This is a genomic window from Kineococcus lubricus (genome assembly GCF_050871965.1).
GTDB lineage: Bacteria > Actinomycetota > Actinomycetes > Actinomycetales > Kineococcaceae > Kineococcus.
This window is the reverse complement of record NZ_JBJLSK010000062.1, coordinates 1-5,747: the sequence shown is the minus strand read 5'-3', so window position 1 is coordinate 5,747 and position 5,747 is coordinate 1. Positions and strand designations below refer to the sequence as shown.

Sequence of the window (5,747 nt, the reverse complement as noted above, 5' to 3'; positions counted from 1 at the left end):
AAGAGTGAGTGGCCGGCGGTGACCTACTCTCCCACCCAGTCTCCCGGGCAGTACCATCGGCGCTGGTGGGCTTAGCTTCCGGGTTCGGAATGAGACCGGGCGTTTCCCCACCGCTATGACCACCGGACCACACAGGCCAGGATCGAACACAAGGTCCTCTCCCGAGAACCACACAATGGACGCGAACACTACAGCAGTAATGTCGTAACTGTCGAAACCCTCACAGGCTCGTTCTCGTTGCACTCTCACACCCACACCACCCCACCAAACACTGTTGGTGGCAGCTGGTGCGTGGTAGACAAGTGATCGGCCTATTAGTACCGGTCAGCTCCACAACTCGCTAGTCGTTGCTTCCACACCCGGCCTATCAACCCCGTCATCTCCAGGGAGCCTCCCACCCCTCACAGGGCACGGAAACCTCATCTCGAAGCAGGCTTCCCGCTTAGATGCCTTCAGCGGTTATCCCTTCCGAACGTAGCCAACCAGCCATGCCCTTGGCAGAACAACTGGCACACCAGAGGTTCGTCCGTCCCGGTCCTCTCGTACTAGGGACAGCCCTTCTCAAGTTTCCAACGCGCGCAGCGGATAGGGACCGAACTGTCTCACGACGTTCTAAACCCAGCTCGCGTACCGCTTTAATGGGCGAACAGCCCAACCCTTGGGACCTACTCCAGCCCCAGGATGCGACGAGCCGACATCGAGGTGCCAAACCATGCCGTCGATATGGACTCTTGGGCAAGATCAGCCTGTTATCCCCGGGGTACCTTTTATCCGTTGAGCGACCGCGATTCCACACTCCACGGCCGGATCACTAGTCCCGACTTTCGTCCCTGCTCGACATGTCTGTCTCACAGTCAAGCTCCCTTGTGCACTTACACTCAACACCTGATTGCCAACCAGGCTGAGGGAACCTTTGGGCGCCTCCGTTACTCTTTAGGAGGCAACCGCCCCAGTTAAACTACCCACCAGGCACTGTCCCTGATCCGGATCACGGACCGAAGTTAGACATCCAGAACGACCAGAGTGGTATTTCAACGATGACTCCACCAACACTAGCGTGCCAGCTTCACAGTCTCCCACCTATCCTACACAAGCCGTCCCGAACACCAATACCAAGCTATAGTGAAGGTCCCGGGGTCTTTCCGTCCTGCTGCGCGTAACGAGCATCTTTACTCGTAGTGCAATTTCGCCGAGTTCGCGGTTGAGACAGCAGGGAAGTCGTTACGCCATTCGTGCAGGTCGGAACTTACCCGACAAGGAATTTCGCTACCTTAGGATGGTTATAGTTACCACCGCCGTTTACTGGCGCTTAAGTTCTCAGCGTCCCCAACCGAAGTTGGGTAACCGGTCCCCTTAACGTTCCAGCACCGGGCAGGCGTCAGTCCGTATACATCGTCTTGCGACTTCGCACGGACCTGTGTTTTTAGTAAACAGTCGCTTCCCCCTGGTCTCTGCGGCCCTCAAACGCTAGCCCGCGAAGGGCTTCACGCCTCAGGCCCCCCTTCTCCCGAAGTTACGGGGGCATTTTGCCGAGTTCCTTAACCACGATTCACTCGAACGCCTCGGTATTCTCTACCTGACCACCTGAGTCGGTTTAGGGTACGGGCGGCTCGAACCTCGCGCCGAGGCTTTTCTAGGCAGCATGGGATCACCCTACTTCCCCCCTACGGGGTCACCATCAGGTCTCAGGCCCGACATCAAAGTCAGAGGAGCGGATTTGCCAACCCCTCGCCCTACACCCTTGGACGTGGACAACCATCGCCACGCGGAAGCTACCCTCCTGCGTCACCCCTGTTACTACGCTTGACTACTACCGGATCGGGTCACACGCTCCACCAACACACCCCCGAAGGAGCGTGCGGCTTTGGGTGCTTAGCATCCCCGGCCTCGCCATTGGCGGTTCTACACCGGTACGGGAATATCAACCCGTTGTCCATCGACTACGCCTGTCGGCCTCGCCTTAGGTCCCGACTTACCCAGGGCGGATGAACCTGGCCCTGGAACCCTTGGTCAATCGGCGGACGGGTTTCTCACCCGTCATTCGCTACTCATGCCTGCATTCTCACTCGCGTGCAGTCCACAACCGGTCACCCGACTGCTTCACCCCACACACGACGCTCCCCTACCCACCCACACACCTGCAGCAGACGACCACCACCCGAACCCGAAGATCCGAACAGTCCCATCTACTGGGGTTGACATGTGAGTGCCACAGCTTCGGCGGTGTACTTGAGCCCCGCTACATTGTCGGCGCGGAATCACTTGACCAGTGAGCTATTACGCACTCTTTCAAGGGTGGCTGCTTCTAAGCCAACCTCCTGGTTGTCTGCGCAACTCCACATCCTTTCCCACTTAGCACACGCTTAGGGGCCTTAGCTGATGATCTGGGCTGTTTCCCTCTCGACTACGAAGCTTATCCCCCGCAGTCTCACTGCCACGCTCTCACTTACCGGCATTCGGAGTTTGGCTGACGTCAGTAACCCGGTGGGGCCCATCGGCCATCCAGTAGCTCTACCTCCGGCAAGAAACACGCGACGCTGCACCTAAATGCATTTCGGGGAGAACCAGCTATCACGGAGTTTGATTGGCCTTTCACCCCTACCCACAGCTCATCCCCCAGGTTTTCAACCCTGGTGGGTTCGGTCCTCCACACGGTCTTACCCGCGCTTCAACCTGGCCATGGGTAGATCACTCCGCTTCGGGTCTAGAGCATGCGACTACAGCGCCCTATTCGGACTCGCTTTCGCTACGGCTACCCCCCACGGGTTAACCTCGCCACACACCACTAACTCGCAGGCTCATTCTTCAAAAGGCACGCCGTCACAGGTACAAGCCTGCTCCGACGGATTGTAGGCACACGGTTTCAGGTACTATTTCACTCCCCTCCCGGGGTGCTTTTCACCATTCCCTCACGGTACTTATCCGCTATCGGTCATCAGGAAGTATTTAGGCTTACCAGGTGGTCCTGGCAGATTCACACGAGATTCCACGAGCCCCGTGCTACTCGGGACGCGCTCCCAGGGAGGCCGCAATGTTTCGCCTACGGGGGTCTCACCCACTACGCCGGACCATCCCAGGCCCTTCGGCTACACCACGACTTTCTCACTCCCCGAACCGTCGGTAGCCGGTTCCAGAACACTCCCACAACCCCACCACCGCAACCCCTACCAGGTCTCACACGATGACGGTTTAGCCTCATCCGCTTTCGCTCGCCACTACTCACGGAATCACATGTTGTTTTCTCTTCCTGTGGGTACTGAGATGTTTCACTTCCCCACGTTCCCTCCACACACCCTATACATTCAGGTGCGGGTGACCGCCCATGACGACGGCCGGGTTCCCCCATTCGGACATCCTCGGATCACCATTCGGTTGCCAACTCCCCGAGGCTTAACGCAGGCTCCCACGTCCTTCATCGGCTCCTGATGCCAAGGCATCCACCATGCGCCCTTACACACTTGACCACCACACACCACCCACCACCACAACAGCAGCGAGCCAGCGCGCAGCACAAGAATGCAACAAACATACGAACCACAAAGACACACCCGAACCCACCCCCACGAAGAGGACAGAATCCGGGCTCATCAGAGGATTTCTACTCGACGAACACCACTACTAAAAGATGTTCGCGTCCACTGTGCAGTTCTCAACAGACAACCCGACACCCCACCCCATACGACCCACATCAGACACCAGCGCAGACGAATCCACACCAACCGATATACGGATCAGGCAGAGCCCAGACCTCGAGCAACCAACCTTCCGGCCGGTCCCTCAGGACCCAACAGTGCGCCAGGTGACCACCCCCACCGACTTCACGTTCCACCCGGACGAACCGGGGTACTGATGAAGACCGCAGAAGACAGCCACCGTGTTGATGTTCCACCCTCGAGCACCAGCCGCCGAACATACGCCGGCAGAAACTGGCCCACCCACACCCGCACCCACCCGGTACGAAGACCGAAGCGAGCTGTGAGCGAGTGTGGTTGATGCTCCTTAGAAAGGAGGTGATCCAGCCGCACCTTCCGGTACGGCTACCTTGTTACGACTTCGTCCCAATCGCCAGTCCCACCTTCGACAGCTCCCCCCCTTACGGGTTGGGCCACCGGCTTCGGGTGTTACCGACTTTCATGACGTGACGGGCGGTGTGTACAAGGCCCGGGAACGTATTCACCGCAGCGTTGCTGATCTGCGATTACTAGCGACTCCGACTTCACGGGGTCGAGTTGCAGACCCCGATCCGAACTGAGACCAGCTTTTTGGGATTCGCTCCACCTCACGGTATCGCAGCCCTCTGTACTGGCCATTGTAGCATGCGTGAAGCCCAAGACATAAGGGGCATGATGATTTGACGTCATCCCCACCTTCCTCCGAGTTGACCCCGGCAGTCTCCCATGAGTCCCCACCATTACGTGCTGGCAACATGGAACGAGGGTTGCGCTCGTTGCGGGACTTAACCCAACATCTCACGACACGAGCTGACGACAACCATGCACCACCTGTACGCGACCAACTAAATGACACCCCATCTCTGGGATTCCACCGCGCATGTCAAGCCTTGGTAAGGTTCTTCGCGTTGCATCGAATTAATCCGCATGCTCCGCCGCTTGTGCGGGCCCCCGTCAATTCCTTTGAGTTTTAGCCTTGCGGCCGTACTCCCCAGGCGGGGCGCTTAATGCGTTAGCTGCGGCGCGGAACCCGTGGAATGGACCCCACACCTAGCGCCCAACGTTTACGGCATGGACTACCAGGGTATCTAATCCTGTTCGCTCCCCATGCTTTCGCTCCTCAGCGTCAGTAACTGCCCAGAGACCCGCCTTCGCCACCGGTGTTCCTCCTGATATCTGCGCATTTCACCGCTACACCAGGAATTCCAGTCTCCCCTACAGCACTCTAGTGTGCCCGTACCCACTGCAAGCTCAGAGTTGAGCCCTGAGTTTTCACAGCAGACGCGACACACCGCCTACGAGCTCTTTACGCCCAATAATTCCGGACAACGCTTGCACCCTACGTATTACCGCGGCTGCTGGCACGTAGTTAGCCGGTGCTTCTTCTGCTCCTACCGTCACTTGCGCTTCTTCGGAGCTGAAAGAGGTTTACAACCCGAAGGCCGTCATCCCTCACGCGGCGTCGCTGCATCAGGCTTTCGCCCATTGTGCAATATTCCCCACTGCTGCCTCCCGTAGGAGTCTGGGCCGTGTCTCAGTCCCAGTGTGGCCGGTCGCCCTCTCAGGCCGGCTACCCGTCGTCGCCTTGGTAGGCCATCACCCCACCAACAAGCTGATAGGCCGCGAGCCCATCCCCAGCCGAAAAACTTTCCACCCACACCCGATGCCGAGGTGGGTCGTATCCGGTATTAGCCACCGTTTCCAGTGGTTGTCCCAGAGCCAGGGGCAGGTTGCTCACGTGTTACTCACCCGTTCGCCACTGATCCCCCCCGAAGGGGTTCACCGTTCGACTTGCATGTGTTAAGCACGCCGCCAGCGTTCGTCCTGAGCCAGGATCAAACTCTCCGTCGAAAAACCCTCGATCACCCACCACCGAAGCGGTGAAGCAACCTAGATCATTTCACTTCATAGTTGACCTTGGACTCCAAACCCTGTCCCGAGCTGGCAAGCCAGAACAGGGGTAGATCCCAAAGGAATCCCCAACCACCCACCACACAGGATGAGCGGTCATTGGGGGTTAATGCATTGGCATCAACATTTATGGCACACTGTTGAGTTCTCAAGAACCGGACGCAC

General features: G+C 58.2%; 1 protein-coding gene and 3 rRNA genes. All 4 read right to left on the bottom strand.

Annotation, left to right across the window (positions count from 1 at the left end; translation table 11 throughout):
• Positions 1 to 10: 10 nt before the first annotated feature.
• Positions 11 to 127, bottom strand: a 5S ribosomal RNA gene (rrf, locus tag ACRYRX_RS22415).
• Positions 128 to 294: 167 nt separating this feature from the next.
• A 23S ribosomal RNA gene (locus ACRYRX_RS22410) occupies positions 295 to 3,464 on the bottom strand.
• Positions 3,465 to 4,003: 539 nt separating this feature from the next.
• Positions 4,004 to 5,522: ribosomal RNA gene (locus ACRYRX_RS22405) — 16S ribosomal RNA — on the bottom strand.
• Together the 16S, 23S and 5S rRNA genes form the textbook arrangement of a ribosomal RNA operon.
• 44 nt (positions 5,523 to 5,566) lie before the next feature.
• Positions 5,567 to 5,747, bottom strand: a 181-nt coding sequence (locus ACRYRX_RS22400) for a hypothetical protein (protein ID WP_432515412.1), incomplete at its 5' end; no start/stop codon positions are given.